The sequence below is a fragment of the Saccharomonospora iraqiensis subsp. paurometabolica YIM 90007 genome, assembly GCF_000231035.2.
Taxonomy (GTDB): domain Bacteria; phylum Actinomycetota; class Actinomycetes; order Mycobacteriales; family Pseudonocardiaceae; genus Saccharomonospora; species Saccharomonospora paurometabolica.
The window spans coordinates 22008-22587 of sequence record NZ_KI912210.1 but is presented as its reverse complement, the minus strand read 5'-3'; the positions used below and the strand labels follow the sequence as shown (position 1 = coordinate 22587).

The window sequence follows — 580 nt, the reverse complement described above, 5'->3', positions numbered from 1 at the left end:
GGTCCGCTGACCCGTGTCCGCGCCCACGGACGCCGCCGCACCGGGACATCTCCGGGCCGGAATGTCCCGGGCACGGAATGGCGTCAGCGTCCCCCGCACCGCCGGGCCCGGGACACGATGCGGAACCGCACCCGGGTGCCCGGCCGGGCCTGGGCCGCGCGGTCGACGTCGGCGGCCACCACGACGGCGATCACCGGGTAACCGCCGGTCACCGGGTGGTCGGCGAGGAACACCGTCGGCCTGCTCGACGGGGGTACCTGCACCGCCCCGGGCACCATGCCCTCACTGGGCAGCTCGCCGGAGCGGGACCGGGGCAGTTCCGGGCCGTCCAGCCGCAGGCCGACACGGTTGCTCTCCGGGCCCACGACGTAGGGGGCGCCGACCAGCCGCTCCCACGCCCGGCGGGTGAACCAGTCGGCGCGCGGCCCCGGGACGATCCGCAGCGACAGCTCGCCGGACACCGGCCCCGCCACCGGCGCGAAGGCGACCGGGGGCAGCGGATGCACGGCCGGACCGACCTCCAGCACGGTGCCCGGCCGGAGCGGGTCGGGGCCGAGCCCGGCGAGGACGTCGGTGGCGG

The 580-nt window shown here is 78.3% G+C and carries 1 pseudogene; it reads right to left on the bottom strand.

Annotation, left to right across the window (positions count from 1 at the left end):
- Window positions 1–83 precede the first annotated feature (83 nt).
- Window positions 84–580, bottom strand: a pseudogene (locus SACPADRAFT_RS25505) (allophanate hydrolase subunit 2 family protein); the annotation flags it as partial.